The following is a 15,842-nucleotide window of genomic DNA, read 5'->3' as shown; positions in this document are numbered from 1 at the left end:
CGGATGGCGGCCCCCGTCCGGTGGGGGTGAGGGTTTTTAAAGACCAGTAGCTCGGCCGCATCGTGGCGCGGGCGAGCTACTGGTCTTTTGTTTTCTTCACCCCCACCGGGGTGGGGTCCCCTCGCGTACGGGAGGGGGCGGGGCCGGAGGGGTGGGTGTTCGGACGTAAAGCGAAGCAGTCCGAACACCCACCCCGGAGGCCCCGAACCCGGCACCCACCACAACCGGGGCCCCACCCCATACACACCCCCCGCCGACAGGCGGGACAGGCGGAAGCCGACACGGCGCCGCACCCGACAACGTGGGGCGATACCGTCGGCCCACCGACATTTAAGGGAGACCGACAGTGACAGCGACGTCGTGGGTGCGAGGCGCAGCCGGAGACCCGTTCGGGACGGCCCGGCTGCGGCGTGGCGTGCTGGATGCCTGGGCCGCCTCGCCGGCCCGGTTCCGGGAGGATGCCAACGCCGAGGAGGACCTCGCGCTCGGCGGCTACCGCGACCGGCTCGCCGTGGAGCTGGCGCAGAACGCGGCGGACGCGGCGGCCCGCGCCGGCGTCCCCGGCCGGCTCCGGCTGACCCTGCACGCGGCCAACGGCGACGCGCCCGCCGTACTCGTCGCGTCCAACACCGGCGCTCCGCTGGACGCCACCGGCGTCGAGTCGCTGTCGACGCTGCGGGCCTCCGCGAAGCGGGAGTCCAGTGTGGCGGCCGGCGCGGTCGGCCGGTTCGGTGTGGGCTTCGCCGCGGTGCTGTCGGTGAGTGACGAGCCGGCGCTGGTGGGCCGGACCGGCGGGGTCCGCTGGTCGCTGGCCGAGGCGCGGGCGCTGGCGGAGGAGGTGGCGGCGCACAGCCCGGGTCTGGGCGGTGAGTTGCGCCGCCGGGACGGACATGTCCCGCTGCTGCGGCTGCCGCTGCCCGCGGAGGGCGGCGCGCCCGAGGGGTATGACACCGCCGTCGTGCTGCCGCTGCGGGACGTCGCCGCGCAGGATCTCGCCGAGCGGCTGCTGAACGGGATCGATGCGGCGCTGCTGCTGACGCTGCCGGGGCTGGCCGAGGTCGTGGTCGAGACCCCGGAGGGCGTACGGGAGTTGCGGCGCAGCCAGGACGGCCCGTACGTCCTGATCGAGGACAGTGAGCGGGGCGCCACCCGGTGGCGGGTGGCGAGCGACGGCGGTCCGCTGGACCCGGCGCTGCTCGCGGACCGGCCGGTCGAGGAGCGGCTGCGGCCGGCCTGGTCGGTGACCTGGGCGGTGCCCGTGGACGGCGAGGGCGCACCGGTGCGGCCGGGGACGGCGGCGGTGGTGCACGCCCCGACGCCGACGGATGAGCCGCTGGGGCTGCCCGCGCTGCTGATCGCGTCGTTCCCGCTGGAGCCGACCCGCCGGCATGTCGCGCCGGGTGCGCTGACGGACTTCCTGGTGGGGCGGGCGGCCGGGACGTATGCGGCGCTGCTGGGCGACTGGCAGCCGGTGTCCGTCGGCACTCTCGATCTGGTGCCGGGCCCGCTGGGCAAGGGCGGTCTGGACGGGGAGCTGCGCCGGCAGGTGCTGGAACTGCTGCCGCGGGTGCGGTTCCTGCCGAGCGCGGGCGCACCGGCCGGCGGGCGTACGGCCGAGCCCGAGGCAGCGCCGACGGACGAGTGGGACGAGGGCGACGGCGGGGTGGACCGCTACGTCCTGCGCCCGGTGGACGCCGAGTTGGTGGAGGGCGCGGGCGCGGCGGCCGTGGGCGTTCTCGCCGAGCTGTTCCCCAGCCTGCTGCCGGCCGGGCTCGAACGCCGGCCGGAGCTGCGGGCGTTGGGCGTGGCCCGGGTGCCGCTCGGCGAGATGATCGACCGGCTGGCGGGCGTCGAACGCCCGCCCGGCTGGTGGTGGCGGCTCTACGATGCGCTGGCCGGTACCGACCCGGACCGGCTCAGCGGGCTGCCGGTGCCGCTGGCGGGCACGGCCGGCCAGGGACCCGGCGGGGCGCAGGGCGGCGTACGGACCACGATCGGGCCGCGTCAGGTGCTGCTGCCGCTGCCCGGCGGCGGCACGGACGAGGACGCCGCGGCACGGCACCGTACGCTCGCCCGGCTCGGCCTGAAGGTCGCCCACCCCGACGCGGTGCACCCGCTGCTGGAGAAGCTGGGCGCCACCCCGGCCGCCCCGCGCGCCGTGCTGACCACGCCCCAGGTGCGGGCGGCGGTGGCGAACTCGCTGGAGGCCGACGAGGACGCGTATGACGTCTTCGCCGACGAGCTGGGCGGCGGGCCGGGGGCCCCGCTGGGCACGGAGGAGCTGGCGGAGACGGTGCTCGGCCTGGTCCGGGACGCCAACCTCATGCCGGGCGACGAGCCCTGGCTCGGGGCGCTCGCACTGCCCGACGAGGACGGTGAGCCGGCGCCGGCGGGTGAGCTGGTGTTCCCGGGCAGCGACTTCGAGCGCGTCATCCGGGAGGGCGAAATCGCGGCCTGTGAGGGGGAGTTGGCCGCGCGGTGGGGCGAGCAGCCACTGACTGCCGTGGGCGTCATGGCCGACTTCGCGCTCGTCCGGGCCACCGATGTCGTACTCGACCCGGACGAAATGGAGCCGCGGGAGGGCGACTTCGCCGAGCCGGACGACGTCGGGCTGCTGGACGCGGTGGATGTGTGGTGTGAGGACATCCTCGACGCGCTGCCGGAGACCCCCGTCCCGCCGGTGGTGACCGAGCTGGTGGCGGTCCGCGACCTCGACCTGGTCGACGACCACGCCTGGCCCCAGGTGCTGGCGATGCTGTCCCAGCCCCCGCTGCGCGACGCCCTGACCGCGCCCGTGCGCGTCCTGCTCCCCGACGGCACCACCGAATCCGTCCGCCCGTACACCGCCTGGTGGCTGCGCGGACACCCGGTGCTGGACGGGCGCCGGCCCGCCGGTCTGCGGTCGGCCGGCGGCGACCCGCTGCTGGCCGGGCTGTACGAGTCGGCGGACGCGGGCGACGTCGATGCGCAGGTGCTGCGGGCACTCGGCGTACGGACCTCCGTCGCCGCGCTCCTCGACGAGCCGGGCGGCGCCGCGGAGCTGCTGGCCCGGCTGGCCGACCCGGACCTGACCGTCGGCGCCGCACAGCTGCACGCGCTCTACGGCCTGCTCGCCGACCTGGACCCGGATCAGGTGACCCTGCCGGACGAGCTGCGGACCGTACTCGACCAGGAGGTCCGGGTGGTCGACGCGGCCGATGCGGTGGTCGCCGACGCCCCGGACCTGGTCCCGCTGGCGGCCGGCCTCGCCCTGCTGCCGGTCCGCCCGGCCCGCGCCGCCGAGCTGGCGGAGCTGTTGCAGGTACGGCGGCTGAGCGAGGCGGTCAGCGCCGAGGTGCGCTCCGAGGGCGTCCGGCACGAGGTCCCCGAGGCCGTCCGCGTCCTGCTCGGCGCCGCCACCCCCGAGGCGTACCAGGAGCACGAGGAACTGCTCGTCGGCGACGGCCCGGACGAGACCGCCGAACTGGACTGGCGCTACACGCCCGACGGCACCCTGCACGCCGCGACCCTGGAAGGCGTGGCAGCCGGCCTCGCCTGGGCCACGGCCCAGTGGCCCCGCCGCTTCGAGGTCGCGGCCCTCCTGGAGGACCCGGAACGGGGGGAGGAGCTGGCGCGGGCGCGGTGGTTCGACTGAGGCGGGAGTGGGGGCGGCCCCCGTCGCGGGTGTGACGGGGGCCGGCCGTGTGGAGTGCGGTCCGGGGCGGGGCGGCAGGCCCCGGCTGCCGGCGGATCAGGGGGCGGTCGCGAATTACTGCCACTCAGAGTTTGATCCCCGCCCTTTTGGCGAGCGCAGTGACTTTCGGATTGCTCCGCTTGTGCAGGGAAACGAGGACTCGGCTCAATTCCAGGCTGGTGGGATGGACCTTCGCCATCTGCGGAGCGATGTCCCACGCCTCGGCCAGCGAATCCACCGCACCGTCCCGGTCCTTGAGAGCCAACTTGGCCCTGGCGATATTCATGTGGAGGGGGGCGATCCGAGTGGCCGGCAGGGTGTGTCCGTCCCGCAGATACCTCTCGCCCTCGGCAAGTGCCTCGGCGTTCTTCTTGAGGTCGACGTGGGTCGCCAGAACGTGGACGAGGGTGTTCTCCGGGCCGAAATGCATTCCGTGTACATTGACGTCGGAGTCGATGACCGCGGCGGATTTCCGGGCACCCTTGATATGCCGCTCGACGCATTTCTTGTCCCGCAGTCGACCGGCCAGGGTCATTCCCCGGAGATGGAGCAGGCCCAGAGCGAGGTGGCGGGTCCTGCCCCGCATGCCCGATTCGGCCTGAACGAGGGCCCGGTCCACCACGGCCAGCCCCCCGGCGAAGTCACCTCCGTTCAGGAACGTCCCGGCCTCGTCCCGGGCGGCCACGGCGAGTGTCAAGGCGTTCGCACGCTCTGCCGCCTGCCGCTGCCTGACCACGGCAAGCTCTGCCAGAGTCATCCAGCGGTGGCGGGCTGCCAGCCAGTAGACCGCGCTGTACACCTCGGCGACCTTCGACCAGTCCTCGGGCAGTCCGGTGGCGTGTGCCCGGTCCTGTACACGCCGCAGCAGCCCTGGGAGCTGGTGTGTGACGGCCGAGAGGTCGGCATCCCCGCGAAGCCGGAACAACTCGCCGAGGTCGTACGCGAGGCGGTCCTCCCGAACCGGCTCGTCGGCCGGGAGGTCGAAGCGCCGCATCGCGGCCCTCAACTCCGTCAACCGGTCCTGGTCCCCGGCGTTTACGGGGACCTGCCCCAGCAGTTCGTCCAGAGTGATGCCGAAGGCGTTGGCGAGGACTGCTCCCATGCCCTGAGTGAGCGGTCGTTCGCCTCGCTCGATCTTGCCGAGCATCGACGTCGACATCCGGGCCCTGCCTGCCAGATGGTCCTGTAGCCAGCCTCGTTCGAGCCGCAGCACCTTCACGTTCGCGCCCGGTCCAGGAGCGGTGATCTCTGCACTCATGCGCCGTTACTTCCCAGTCGAGTTCGTCTGGTTGGTCGGAACTTCATGCTCGCAGGGGCACCTACCCGCGCGCCGCCCTTGTGCACTTCCTGTGCACATTCCCGGTTGCGTTCTGTCGTTGACTGATTACGCGAGCTGACGCGGTTTCCGCCGCCCCCGGCCGGGACCCCATGGAGGTTGACGCCATGTTCCGACGCACTGTCCACATCGTCGAGTCGTTGCTGCGAAGCCTGTTACCGGTTTCGGGGCGCCGCAGGGTTCTCGTTCGTCCCCTCGCCGGGCGCAACCACGGGGTGGAGGTGGCCGCGTCGTGAAGCGTCCCACCAGCGCGCGGCTGCTGCCCTGGTCAAGTGCTGACGGCAACCCTTGTTATCTCCTGGGGGAAGGCACGGGCTACGTCTCCCGCGTCGCCGATGACATCGAGCGCCTTCAACTCGGCATGGCCGACGAACTCATCGGTCACGCGGACGAGCTGCTCGCCTGTCAGCGGGCGAGCAACCGGGAACTGCGCTTTCTGGCCCGGGGGCTGACCGACTGCCTGCGGGATGTGCGGCGCGTCGCGGAGAGCCGAGGTGCGCGGATGCGTTCCGTTGACCGCTCGCTGGACGACGAGGGCGGGAATGAGGCGTAGGGCGCTACTGCGCGGTCCGGCCGTCCGCTCGGTTCGAGGCAGGGTTCTTGGGGTTCGCCGCTCGCGCGGCTCGCCTCCGGCGGCGCCAAACGGTGATCGGCACCGCGCCCGCGAAGCCCAGCGCCGCCGGAGTCGCCGCGACGGCCTTGTTGAGCGCGGGCTGGTCGAAGGTGTCCGGCACCGGCAGCCACGACCAGCGGTTGATCGGCCATGCGATCGTGAAGGCACGTCCCACGACCTGCTTGGTCTCGACGGTGCCGTTGCCCTTGAGGTTCGTGTGGTAACGAGAGTCCTGGGACTTCTGACGGTGGTCACCCATGACCCAGATGCTTCCCTTGGGAACCTTGATCGGCCCGAATGTCTTGTCACCGCAGGGAGTGTTGCCGGGGAAGAGGTACGAATCCTCCTTCAGCGCCTTGCCGTTGACCTTGACCGGGCCGGTGCCGTGGCACTCGACCGTGTCGCCGCCGACCGCGATCACCCGCTTGATCAGGTCCTTCTCCTCCGCTGACGGCATCAGGCCGATGAAGCTGAGGAACTGCTGGACAACATTGGGCTCAGGGGACGGCGCCTCGTTGAGCCAGCCGCCCGGGTCGTGGAAGACCACGACCTCGCCGCGCTCCGGCTCGGAGCCGAACCATGGCGTCAGTTTGTCCACCAGGACCCGGTCCCCGCGCTGCAAGGTGTCCTGCATCGAGTCGGACGGGATCAAGAACGCCTGCACCAGGAAGGTCTTGATCAGCAGGGCGAGGAGAAGAGCGATAACGACGAGAATCGGCAGCTCTTGCCAGAATCCACGCTGCCTTTTTGCCTTCTTCACGCTGCCGCTCGCTTCCTCGTCCCATGGCCGTTCCGGGGCCGTCGACACTCCCCGGACCGTCGACACTCCCCGGACCGTCGGCCCGCCCCGGGCCCGCCGACAGACGCACGCATCCCGCACGTTAAGCGGCATGCGTTTCGATCGTCCCGAGGTCATGTATCAGCCACATCTCGGTCTTTTCCCGGGACCGTGACAGCCACCGGGGACGACGTCCGGCCCGATGCGATTCCTACGCGGTTCCTGGACGTCGGCTCACTTGGTGAGTCGCCGGTGGTTGATGAGGCGGTGGCGAGGGCGGTGAGCGCGGGGAAGTGCTCAGTCCGAGCTGAACTTCCTCACCAGCGCCCAGATCACCGCGACCGCACCGACGACCAGGATCAGCCACTCCCACCAGTCGAGGACGCCGTCGCCCCCGTAGGAGCTGTTGCCGGAGTGGTAGTGGTGGGAGTGGTGGGTGCGGGCCAGCACCTCGTATGGGAGGTCCCGCGGGTTGAAGGTCATGGGGCGGAGAGTGGGCGGGAGGCGAGGGGGACGCCATGCCGGTCCGGTTTCTGTGACCGGGCCGATATGCCGTTCCCGGGTCGATACGCCGTTCCCGGGTCGATACGTCGCTCCCGGCCGGTACGCCCTTCCCGGGGGCCGGTACGCCCTTGCGGGCGTGGGTGGGTGTGTCAGGCCGGGAACCGCTGCTCCACCCACCGCCAGGTGAGTTCCAGCGGCACGGCCGCCACCACCGCGATGCCGACCGCCGCCCAGGGCATCGTCGTGCCGACCAGCCGCAGATCGAAGAAGTCCTGTAGCCACGGGGTGACCAGGACGATGGCGAAGGCGAGTCCCATCGCCAGGACCAGGGCGATCCGCCACCAGGTGTAGGGGCGGGCGATGATCGCCAGGACCCACATCGCGGTGAGGAAGAGGGTCAGGGTCGCCGCGCTGGTCTCGGCGGGCAGCGCGTCCGGGCCGGTGTAGTAGCTGCGGGCGAGCAGGTAGGTGGTGAAGGCGGCGGCGCCCGTGATGAGGCCGGACGGGATCGCGTAGCGCATCACTCGGCGGACGAAGTGCGGGCGGGCGCGTTCCTTGTTGGGGGCCAGTGCGAGGAAGAACGCGGGGATGCCGATGGTCAGGGTGGACAGCAGGGTCAGATGCCGCGGCAGGTACGGGTAGGGGATCTGCCAGCAGGACACCAGGATCGCCAGCAGGACGGAGTAGACCGTCTTGGTGAGGAAGAGGGTGGCGACGCGGGTGATGTTGCCGATGACCCGGCGGCCCTCGGCGACGACCGAAGGCAGCGTGGCGAAGCTGTTGTTGAGCAGCACGATCTGGGCGACGGCGCGGGTCGCCTCGGAGCCGGAGCCCATTGCGACGCCGATGTCGGCGTCCTTGAGGGCCAGCACGTCATTGACGCCGTCGCCGGTCATCGCGACGTTGTGGCTGCGCGACTGCAGCGCGGCGACCATGTCCCGCTTCTGCTGCGGGGTGACCCGGCCGAACACCGCGCCCTCTTCGATCTCGGCCGCCATCGCGGCCCGTTCGCCGGGCAGTTCGCGCGCGTCCACCGGGGCGTCCGCGCCCGGCAGTCGCAGCTTGCCGGCCACCGCGCCCACCGACACCGCGTTGTCGCCGGAGAGCACCTTGGCCCGGACACCCTGCTCCTCGAAGTAGTGCAGCGTGTCGGGGGCGTCCGGGCGCAGCCGCTGCTCCAGGACGACCAGCGCGGTCGGCCGGACGCCCCGGGTGACCTCGGGGTCGTCCAGTTCCCGTTCGGCGCGGGCCAGCAGCAGGACGCGGAGGCCCTGGGCATTGAGTGCGTCGGTCTCGGCGAGCCGCTGGTCGTCGGCCGGCAGCAGGATGTCCGGGGCGCCGAGCAGCCAGGTGCTGCTCTCGCCGTCCGGGCCGTTGAAGGACGCGCCGCTGTATTTCCGGGCGGAGGAGAACGGCAGCGACTGGAGGCAGCGCCAGCCGCCGTCCGTCGGATACGCCTCGATGATCGCTTGCAGGGAGGCATTGGGCCGCGGATCGGACTCGCCGAGCGCGCCCAGCACCTGCCGGATGTACGCCTCGTCGCCGTCTAGCGTCCGCAGCCCGTTGACGTCCATACCGCCCTCGGTGAGCGTGCCGGTCTTGTCCAGACAGACCACATCGACCCGCGCCAGGCCCTCGATCGCGGGCAGCTCCTGGACCAGGCACTTCTTGCGGCCGAGCCGGATGACGCCGATCGCGAAGGCGACGGAGGTGAGCAGCACCAGGCCTTCCGGGATCATCGGCACGATCCCGGCGACCATCCGGCGGATCGCCTCGTCGCCCGGCAGCCCGAGGGTGACCAGATGGCTGAGGATCAGGCCGATCGCGGTCGGGATCATCATCCAGGTCACGTACTTGAGGATCTGGCTGATGCCGGTCCGCAGTTCGGAGTGGACCAGGGTGAACCGGCTGGCCTCCTCGGCGAGCTGCGCCGCGTACGCCTGCCGGCCGACCTTCGTCGCGGTGAAGGCGCCGCCGCCCGCGACCACGAAGCTGCCGGACATCACCTGCTCACCGGGCTTCTTGAGGACCGGATCGGCCTCACCGGTGAGCAGTGACTCGTCGATCTCCAGGCTGTCGCTCTCCCGCACCTCGCCGTCGACGATGACCTTGTCTCCGGGCCCGAGTTCGATGATGTCGTCGAGCACCACCGCGGAGGTGGGGATCTCCTCGATGACCCCGTCGCGCCGGACGGTCGGTCGGGCCTCGCCGATGACCGCCAGGTTGTCCAGGGTCTTCTTGGCGCGCAGCTCCTGGACGATGCCGATGCCGGTGTTGGCGACGATCACGAACCCGAACAGGCCGTCCTGGATCGGGCCGACGACCAGGATGATCACGAAGAGCACGCCGATGATCGCGTTGAAGCGGGTGAAGACATTGGCGCGGACGATCTCGGCGGCCGAGCGGGAGGACCGTACGGGGACGTCGTTGACCTCGCCCCGGGCGACCCGCTCCGCGACCTCGGCGGTGGTCAGGCCGGGGTTGACCGGTTCCTGAGCGGCCCGCCGGGCGGGCTCACCACCCGGCCCGGACTGCTCGACGTCGGTCCTCGCCCGCTCCGTCATGCCCTCGACGTTACGGGCGGAATGCGCACTTCACCCGCTGGCCGGGCGGGTGGGGCTCAGGGGAAGACACTCCCAAGGGGGCGGACTGCCGGGGGAGGGCGCCGCGGAGTTCAGGAGCGGTCGGCCGCCGCGGCGCGCTTGAGTGCGGCATCGCGTCCGCGGACGTACCAGATGCCCACCAGGCCCAGGCCGCCGCCGGCCAGGCAGGTCCACACCCACCAGGAGTGGCCGTTGTCGGCGAACCAGCCGTAGAAGGGGAGCTGGCCGAGGAAGAGCACGAACCAGATGATGGTGCCGCCGGTGATCGTGCCGACGACGGGGCCCTCGAGAGGCGCCGGGGCCTCGCGCAGTTCGGACTTCTTCCACATGGTGCTCAGCTTACGGGGGCCGGATGAGCGCTCCGCGGGCGGCGGTGGGCAGTGGCCGGTGGCCGGGAGCGGGGCGGGGAGGGCGTGCGGCGGGCGTGCGGCGGCTGCCCAGGGCCATGTGCCCCATGGGTCTACGCGCGGAGATAGCGATCAACGCATTGTTTATTCATACTGAACCTTTCTGGATACGGCTGGTTTGGATCGTCTCTTCCTCCAACCTGATCCAGTTCCTTCTCCTTCTGTACGTGTTCCGGGCCCTCGGGCCCCCGCGCCTGCCCAGGCCCGTCCGACTGAGGTCCCGCATGTCCCCCTCGGCCACCACGCCGGTCGACCCCCTCAAGAGCCCAGGTCCGCAGCCTGCCAAGAACGGCTTCGACCGCTTCTTCAAGATCTCCGAGCGGGGGTCGACGGTCGGCCGTGAACTGCGCGGCGGTCTGGCGACGTTCTTCGCGATGGCCTACATCATCGTGCTGAACCCGATCATTCTCGGCGCCGGAGTAGATAAGTTCGGCCACCAGCTCGACAACGCCCAGCTGGTCACCGCCACCGCGCTGATGGCCGGACTGAGCACGGTCCTGATGGGCCTCATCGGCAATGTCCCGATCGCCATCGCCGCCGGCCTCGGCATCAACGCCGTGGTGTCGCTGCAGCTCGCCCCCAAGATGAGCTGGCCGGACGCGATGGGCATGGTCGTGCTCGCGGGTCTGGTGCTGATGCTCCTGGTCGCCTCGGGTCTGCGGCAGCGGGTGATGGACGCGATCCCCAACGGACTGCGGCGGGCCATCGCCATCGGCATCGGCCTGTTCATCTCGCTGATCGGCCTGGTCGACGCGGGCTTTGTGACCCGTAACCCGGACGCCGCGCACACCACCGTCCCGATGGGTCTGGGGCAGGGCGGACAGCTCAAGGGCTGGCCGGTGCTGGTCTTCATCATCGGGCTGGCGCTGATGTTCGTCCTGATCGTGCGCAAGGTCAGGGGCGCGATCCTGATCGGCATGGTCTCGATGGCCGTCGTCGCGGTCGTCATCAACGCCCTCGTCGAGATCCCGGACGCGTCCTGGGGCCTGGCGGTCCCCAACGTTCCGGAAAAGATCATCGACACCCCGGACTTCGGGCTGATCGGTCAGATCAGCCTCTTCGGCGGCTTCCAGGAAGTCGGCGTGCTGACCGGCTGCCTGTTCGTCTTCACCGTGCTGCTCTCCGGCTTCTTCGACGCGATGGGCACCATCATCGGCGTCGGCGAGGAGGCCGGTCTGCTGGACAACGAGACCGGCCAGCTGCCGGGCATGGGCCGCATCCTGATGGTCGACGGCATCGCGGTCGCGGGCGGCGGCTTCGGCTCCGCCTCCGCCAACACCTGCTTCGTGGAGTCCACCGCCGGCGTCGGCGAGGGCGCCCGTACCGGCCTCGCGAACCTGATGACCGGCGGCCTCTTCCTGCTCGCGCTGATCTTCACGCCGCTGGCGACCGTCGTCCCCTCGCAGGCCGCGACGCCCGCGCTGGTGGTCGTCGGCTTCCTGATCATGGCCTCGAACGTGCAGGCCATCGACTGGGGCGACTTCACGATCGGCATCCCGGCGTTCCTGACGATCATCTCGATGCCGTTCACCTACAGCATCACCAACGGCATCGGGATCGGCGTCCTGGCCTTCATCCTGCTGCGCGCGGCGACCGGCCGGGTCAAGGAGATCCCCTGGCTGCTCAACGCGGTCGGCTTCTGCTTCCTGGTCTACTTCCTGCTCGACCCGATCGAGCAGGCGCTCGGGGTCAAGTAGCCGGCCAGCGGACTCCCAGCTTCTCCGTCTCGTCGACGGAGGACTTGAACCGCTCGTCGAAATCCTCGCGGATGAGCGTCCGGACCACATAGTCCTGGACGCTCATTCCGCGTTTTGCGGCGTGCTGCCGAATGCGCTCCAACAGCTCCCCGTCCACCCGCAGGCTGAGCACTTGCGATCCCATCCGGACACGGTCCCGTCCGTACGCGGTCAGGCGCGTCACTTTCGGCCGCGTCCTCACTCATATGGGTGACCCGGGACGGAAGGCGCCCCTTGGCTTTCCTTAGAAAGGGTAATGAGTTATGCTAAAGACCATGCCGGAACTGTCCTCCCTCCAGCCCGACGGGCCGGAGGTGCCCCCTGACGACGCGGCCGCGGTGAACGCTCTGCGGTCCGCCGTGATGCGCCTGTCGCGCCGACTCAAGCACCAGCGGGTCGACGAATCGCTGAGCCCCACCGAGATGTCGGTGCTCGGCACCCTCGCCCGGTGCGGCCACGCCACCCCCGGCGAGCTGGCCCGCAAGGAACATGTGCAGCCGCCGTCGATGACCCGCATCGTGGCCATGCTGGAGGCCAAGGGACTGGTCCGGCTCGAACCGCACCCCGACGACCGCCGCCAGAAGGTCGTCACGCAGACCGAGCAGGCCGAGGCGATGCTCGAAGAGAGCCGCCGCAAGCGCAACGCCTGGCTCGCCGAGCTGGCCTCCGGGCTGGACGAGGACGAGTGGGCGAAGGTGCGGGCCGCCGCGCCCGTACTGGAGAAGCTCGCACAGCTGTAGAACCGAGGCCGAGGAGGCGAACCCACTTTGAGTACGGGATCCGGAGCACACTCCGCCCCCGCACCGAACTCCCACGAAGACACGGTTTCCGACGACGCGACCGCGACCACTCCGGGCACGGACCCGGGTGTCGCCGCAGGCCCCGCCGCCACACCGCGCAAGGGCACGTTCAGTTCTCTGCGAATACGCAACTACCGACTCTTTGCCACCGGCCAGATGGTGTCCAACACGGGCACCTGGATGCAGCGCATCGCCCAGGACTGGCTGGTGCTCAGCCTCACCGGCTCGTCCACCGCGGTCGGCATCACCACCGCGCTGCAGTTCCTGCCGATGCTGCTCTTCGGGCTCTACGGCGGCGTCATCGCCGACCGCTTCGCCAAGCGCAAGCTGCTGCTGTTCACCCAGTCCGCCATGGGCCTCACCGGCCTGGCCCTCGCCGCGCTCACGCTGAGCGGGCAGGTGCAGGTCTGGCACGTCTACCTGGTCGCCTTCGTCCTCGGCCTGGTCACCGTCCTCGACAACCCCTCCCGGCAGGCCTTCGTCTCCGAAATGGTCGGCCAGGACGAGCTGCGCAACGCGGTCAGCCTGAACTCCGCCAACTTCCAGTCCGCGCGGCTGATCGGGCCCGCCGTCGCCGGCGTCCTGATCACCGCCTTCGGCAGCGGCTGGGCCTTCCTGCTCAACGGCCTCTCGTTCATCGCCCCGCTCACGGGCCTGCTGATGATGCGCACCGCCGAACTCCACAAGGTCGACCGTGTCCCGCGCAGCAAGGGCCAGCTGCGGGAGGGCCTGCGGTATGTCTCGGGCCGCCCGGACCTGCTCTGGCCCATCGTCCTGGTCGGCTTCATCGGCACCTTCGGCTTCAACTTCCCGATCTGGCTGACCGCGTTCGTCCACCACGTCTACCACCAGGGCGCGGGGACGTACTCGCTGTTCAACGGGCTGATGGCGGCCGGTTCGCTGATCGGCGCGCTGCTCGCGGCCCGCCGCGCGAGCTCCCGGCTGCGGCTGCTGGTGGGCGCGGCGATGCTCTTCGGCGTCCTGGAGATCGCGGCCGCGCTCGCCCCGTCGTTCTGGGTCTTCGCGGCGCTGCTGGTGCTGATCGGCACGGTCGGCCTGACGATCAACGTCACGGCCAATTCGAGCGTCCAGATGGCCACCGATCCGTTGATGCGCGGCCGGGTGATGAGCCTGTTCATGATGGTCTTCGTGGGCGGCACCCCGCTCGGCGCACCACTGGTCGGCTGGATCACCGACAGCTTCGGCCCGCGGATCGGCTTCATGGCGGGCGGCGCGGTCTCCCTGGCGGCCGCCGTCCTCATCGGCCTGATCCTCGCGAGGGTGGGCGGTCTGCGGCTCAAGATCGACCTGCGCCGCGGGCATCAGCACCTCGTCTTTGTGCCCCGGGGCCCCGCCCCCGATCCGTCCGCGGAGCAGGAGCAGGAGCAGGAGCAGGAGCAAGGGCAGGGGCAGGAGAAGGAGCAGAAGCAGAAGCTGGCGCCGGCTGTGTAGCGCACTCCTCGGCCCGGCCCCGCGGGGCCGGGCCGGAGCACGCCGTGTCCGCCGGACGGCCGGTGCGCTGCGCCACACTGGCCGCATGAGACTCTTCGCCGCCGTCCTGCCCCCCGCTTCCGCGATCGAGGAACTGGCCGCCGAGGTGGCGCAGTTGAAGAAGCTCCCGGCCGCCGACCGGCTGCGGTGGACCGGCCGGAACAGCTGGCACTTCACCCTTGCCTTCTACGGTGAGGTGCCCGAGGAGACCGTCCCCGAGCTGTCCGAGCGACTGGCGCGCGCCGCCCACCGCCGCGACCCCTACGAGCTGCGGATCGCCGGCGGCGGCCGCTTCTCGGACCGGGTGGTGTGGGCCGGGGCCGACGGCGACCGCCCCGCCATGCGCATCCTGGCCGACGCGGCCTCCGCGGCGGCCCGCCGGGCCGGGCTCGCCATGGACGAGGAGCACCGCCCGTACACCCCGCACCTCACCCTCGCCCGGAACCGCGTCCCCGGCCTGGACCTGCGCCCGTACGCGACCGCCCTCAAGGAATTCGCCGGCACCGCCTGGACGGTCGGCACCCTCGCGCTGGAGCGCAGCCATCCCCCCGTGCCCGGCGTGGCGGGCGCGCAGCCCCGGTACGAAACGGTCGGCTCCTGGCCGCTGGGCCACTGAAGCCCCCCCCGCACGGCCGCCCGCGCCCGGCCCGCTGAAACGTTCGGATCTGCCCCGGTTACGCTCAGAGGGTGGATCCCAAAACCCGTAACCGGATCATGTCCGGTCTGCTCGCCGTACTGCTCGTCGTCGTGATCGTGGCGGCGGCGCTGGGCTGACGACCGCCGCGGCCGCCCCCGCCGAGGGCCCGGCGGACGGCCGGAACCGTCCGCCGGGCCCTCGGCCCCCTCACCAGGCGAAGGCCTCCGGGCTCGGCCCGGGGCCGGGGAAGATCTCGTCGAGTGCGGCGAGAAGCTCGTCCGGGAGGGTCAGTTCGACGGCCCGCAGCGCGGAGGCGAGCTGGTCCGCGGTGCGCGGGCCGACGATCGGCCCGGTGACACCGGGCCGGGTGAGCAGCCATGCCAGAGCCACCTCACCGGGCTCCAGACCGTGCTTGTCGAGCAGATCCTCGTACGACTGGATCTGGGAACGGATCGTGGAGTTGGCGAGCGAGTCGGCGGAGCGGCCGGCGACCGAGCGGGCCGCGCCGCCCTCGCGCTCCTTGCGGAGGGCGCCGCCCAGCAGCCCGCCGTGCAGCGGGGACCACGGGATGACGCCCAGACCGTAGCCCTCGGCGGCCGGGATGACCTCCATCTCGGCGCGGCGCTCGGCGAGGTTGTAGAGGCACTGCTCGCTGACCAGGCCGTACGAGCCACGGCGGGCGGCGGTCTCGTTGGCGCGGGCGATATGCCAGCCGGCGTGGTTGGACGAGCCGACGTAGAGGATCTTGCCCTGCTGGACGAGCAGGTCCATGGCCTGCCAGATCTCGTCCCAGGGCGTGTCCCGGTCGACGTGGTGGAACTGGTAGAGGTCGATGTAGTCGGTGCCCAGCCGCTTGAGGCTGGCGTCCACCGACCGCCGGATGTTGAGCGCGGAGAGCTTGTCGTGGTTGGGCCAGACCTTGCCGTCGTCCGGGGACATGTTGGCGTAGAGCTTGGTGGCCAGCACGGTCTTGTCCCGCCGGCCGCCGCCCTGGGCGAACCAGGAGCCGACGATCTCCTCCGTACGGCCCTTGTTGGCTCCCCAGCCGTAGACATTGGCGGTGTCGAAGAAGTTGATGCCCGCGTGGAGCGCCGCATCCATGATGGTGTGGCTGTCGACCTCTTCCGTCTGAGGCCCGAAGTTCATCGTGCCGAGGACGAGTCGGCTGACCTTGAGTCCGGTGCGTCCGAGCTGCGTGTACTTCATGGTTGCTCAGCCAACGCCTTGAAGTGCACTCGAAGCAAGGACCGTTCGGGGTGGCGGT

General features: G+C 71.0%; 13 protein-coding genes. 6 read left to right on the top strand and 7 right to left on the bottom strand.

The window, feature by feature from the left end:
- The first annotated feature begins 346 nt into the window (after window positions 1-346).
- Complete coding sequence (locus SLV14N_RS15780; protein WP_263269742.1) at window positions 347-3,634, top strand: sacsin N-terminal ATP-binding-like domain-containing protein; 3,288 nt, start codon at window positions 347-349, stop codon at window positions 3,632-3,634.
- 124 nt (window positions 3,635-3,758) lie between these two features.
- On the opposite strand, the gene SLV14N_RS15775 is transcribed toward SLV14N_RS15780, so the two are convergent.
- Complete coding sequence (locus tag SLV14N_RS15775; RefSeq protein ID WP_263269741.1) at window positions 3,759-4,931, bottom strand: helix-turn-helix domain-containing protein; 1,173 nt, start codon at window positions 4,929-4,931, stop codon at window positions 3,759-3,761.
- Between the two features lie 310 nt (window positions 4,932-5,241).
- On the opposite strand from SLV14N_RS15775, the gene SLV14N_RS15770 reads away from it, so the two are divergent.
- Window positions 5,242-5,562, top strand: coding sequence for a hypothetical protein (locus SLV14N_RS15770; RefSeq protein ID WP_263269739.1), 321 nt, complete (start codon window positions 5,242-5,244; stop codon window positions 5,560-5,562).
- Between the two features lie 4 nt (window positions 5,563-5,566).
- Here SLV14N_RS15770 and lepB read toward each other — a convergent pair whose 3' ends face one another.
- From lepB to SLV14N_RS15750, 4 genes are all read right to left on the bottom strand, one after another.
- Window positions 5,567-6,430, bottom strand: a complete 864-nt coding sequence (gene lepB, locus SLV14N_RS15765) for a signal peptidase I (RefSeq protein WP_263269738.1) — start codon at window positions 6,428-6,430, stop codon at window positions 5,567-5,569.
- Between the two features lie 267 nt (window positions 6,431-6,697).
- Entirely contained in the window at window positions 6,698-6,883 is a 186-nt protein-coding gene (locus tag SLV14N_RS15760) for a hypothetical protein (protein ID WP_208681471.1), read from the bottom strand.
- A 170-nt stretch (window positions 6,884-7,053) separates the two neighbouring features.
- Window positions 7,054-9,468: an HAD-IC family P-type ATPase gene (locus SLV14N_RS15755; protein ID WP_263269737.1), complete on the bottom strand. Its 2,415-nt coding sequence runs from the start codon at window positions 9,466-9,468 to the stop codon at window positions 7,054-7,056.
- A gap of 110 nt (window positions 9,469-9,578) precedes the next feature.
- A complete protein-coding gene (locus tag SLV14N_RS15750; RefSeq protein WP_018089676.1) occupies window positions 9,579-9,836 on the bottom strand; it encodes a DUF2530 domain-containing protein in 258 nt (85 codons plus the stop codon).
- 302 nt (window positions 9,837-10,138) lie between these two features.
- On the opposite strand from SLV14N_RS15750, the gene SLV14N_RS15745 reads away from it, so the two are divergent.
- On the top strand, window positions 10,139-11,611 hold the full coding sequence (locus SLV14N_RS15745) for an NCS2 family permease (protein WP_208681465.1): 1,473 nt from the start codon (window positions 10,139-10,141) through the stop codon (window positions 11,609-11,611).
- Here SLV14N_RS15745 and SLV14N_RS15740 read toward each other — a convergent pair.
- Window positions 11,604-11,795 (bottom strand): ribbon-helix-helix protein, CopG family, encoded by a 192-nt coding sequence (locus tag SLV14N_RS15740; protein WP_026169636.1) that lies wholly within the window; start codon window positions 11,793-11,795, stop codon window positions 11,604-11,606. The genes SLV14N_RS15745 and SLV14N_RS15740 overlap by 8 nt on opposite strands.
- Window positions 11,796-11,925: 130 nt before the next feature.
- Here SLV14N_RS15740 and SLV14N_RS15735 point away from each other — a divergent pair, with 130 nt between their 5' ends.
- The 3 genes from SLV14N_RS15735 to thpR all read left to right on the top strand — a co-directional run bounded on the left by SLV14N_RS15735 (window position 11,926) and on the right by thpR (window position 14,557).
- Window positions 11,926-12,390 (top strand): MarR family winged helix-turn-helix transcriptional regulator, encoded by a 465-nt coding sequence (locus SLV14N_RS15735; protein WP_018089673.1) that lies wholly within the window; start codon window positions 11,926-11,928, stop codon window positions 12,388-12,390.
- Window positions 12,391-12,417: 27 nt separating this feature from the next.
- Window positions 12,418-13,902, top strand: a complete 1,485-nt coding sequence (locus SLV14N_RS15730; protein WP_263269735.1) for an MFS transporter — start codon at window positions 12,418-12,420, stop codon at window positions 13,900-13,902.
- Window positions 13,903-13,987: 85 nt separating this feature from the next.
- A complete protein-coding gene (gene thpR, locus SLV14N_RS15725; protein WP_208681462.1) occupies window positions 13,988-14,557 on the top strand; it encodes an RNA 2',3'-cyclic phosphodiesterase in 570 nt (189 codons plus the stop codon).
- Window positions 14,558-14,785: 228 nt separating this feature from the next.
- Here the strand turns inward: thpR and SLV14N_RS15720 are convergent, their stop codons facing one another.
- On the bottom strand, window positions 14,786-15,784 hold the full coding sequence (locus SLV14N_RS15720) for an aldo/keto reductase (RefSeq protein ID WP_208681459.1): 999 nt from the start codon (window positions 15,782-15,784) through the stop codon (window positions 14,786-14,788).
- Window positions 15,785-15,842 lie beyond the last annotated feature (58 nt).

Origin of the sequence: Streptomyces sp. Je 1-4 4N24, from assembly GCF_026239515.1 — a bacterium.
Taxonomy (GTDB): domain Bacteria; phylum Actinomycetota; class Actinomycetes; order Streptomycetales; family Streptomycetaceae; genus Streptomyces; species Streptomyces nigrescens.
This window is presented reverse-complemented; position numbering and strand designations above follow the sequence as displayed.

Bases quoted from the DNA above. Each gene is read 5' to 3' on its own strand.
- SLV14N_RS15740 (WP_026169636.1), bottom strand. From the start codon at position 11,795: ATGGGATCGCAAGTGCTCAGCCTGCGGGTGGACGGGGAGCTGTTGGAG.
- SLV14N_RS15745 (WP_208681465.1), top strand. From the start codon at position 10,139: ATGTCCCCCTCGGCCACCACGCCGGTCGACCCCCTCAAGAGCCCAGGT.
- SLV14N_RS15775 (WP_263269741.1), bottom strand. From the start codon at position 4,931: ATGAGTGCAGAGATCACCGCTCCTGGACCGGGCGCGAACGTGAAGGTG.
- SLV14N_RS15735 (WP_018089673.1), top strand. From the start codon at position 11,926: ATGCCGGAACTGTCCTCCCTCCAGCCCGACGGGCCGGAGGTGCCCCCT.
- SLV14N_RS15755 (WP_263269737.1), bottom strand. From the start codon at position 9,468: ATGACGGAGCGGGCGAGGACCGACGTCGAGCAGTCCGGGCCGGGTGGT.
- SLV14N_RS15760 (WP_208681471.1), bottom strand. From the start codon at position 6,883: ATGACCTTCAACCCGCGGGACCTCCCATACGAGGTGCTGGCCCGCACC.
- thpR (WP_208681462.1), top strand. From the start codon at position 13,988: ATGAGACTCTTCGCCGCCGTCCTGCCCCCCGCTTCCGCGATCGAGGAA.
- SLV14N_RS15750 (WP_018089676.1), bottom strand. From the start codon at position 9,836: ATGTGGAAGAAGTCCGAACTGCGCGAGGCCCCGGCGCCTCTCGAGGGC.
- SLV14N_RS15720 (WP_208681459.1), bottom strand. From the start codon at position 15,784: ATGAAGTACACGCAGCTCGGACGCACCGGACTCAAGGTCAGCCGACTC.